The following is a 684-nucleotide window of genomic DNA, read 5'->3' as shown; positions in this document are numbered from 1 at the left end:
CCAATAATAGTTATAGCTGTTTCGTTAATGTAAGGAGCTACTGAAAATACTGAAGCATAATCTACATTACCAAATACCCAGAAAATTGCAAAGAATCCTACTGATAGGAACATATCACCTACTCGGTTAACTGTTAGAGCCTTCATACCTGCCTTATTTGCTTGCATTCGAGTATACCAGAAGTTAATTAGTAGATATGATGAGATCCCGATTCCTTCCCAACCTACAAACATAATAAAGTAGTTATCTCCTGCTACAAGAACAAGCATAAAGAAAGTAAACATAGATAGATATGAAAAGAATCGTTGGTTATGTGGATCTCCTGCCATGTAAGAAATTGAGTAAAGGTGTACTAGTGATGATACAATAAGTACAGGTAGTAGCATTGAAACAGTAAGACTATCAAATAGGAATCCCCATTGTACAAGCATAAATTCTGAATCAATCCATGATCCAATAACAATAGATACTGGTGATCCTGATAGACCAACTTCATAGAAAGCTACAATAGATAGAGCTGCTGATGTCATTAGACATCCTGTTGTAATGATGTGAGCTCCTGTAACACCAATAGTTCGTCCTCGTAGACCAGCAACAGCTGATCCAAACATAGGAAGTGCAAGAATAGCTAGATACATTATGTTCGAAGTGAAATATTACCTCGTAGTCGATAATAAGCTACTA

General features: G+C 36.3%; 1 protein-coding gene. It reads right to left on the bottom strand.

From position 1 onward, the window contains the following. Positions 1 to 530: proton-conducting transporter transmembrane domain-containing protein (locus ACYVJ0_RS13610; protein ID WP_460818394.1), on the bottom strand; the 530-nt coding region annotated here is incomplete at its 3' end. Positions 531 to 684 lie beyond the last annotated feature (154 nt).

The organism is Microbacterium petrolearium, assembly GCF_054782875.1.
This window is presented reverse-complemented; position numbering and strand designations above follow the sequence as displayed.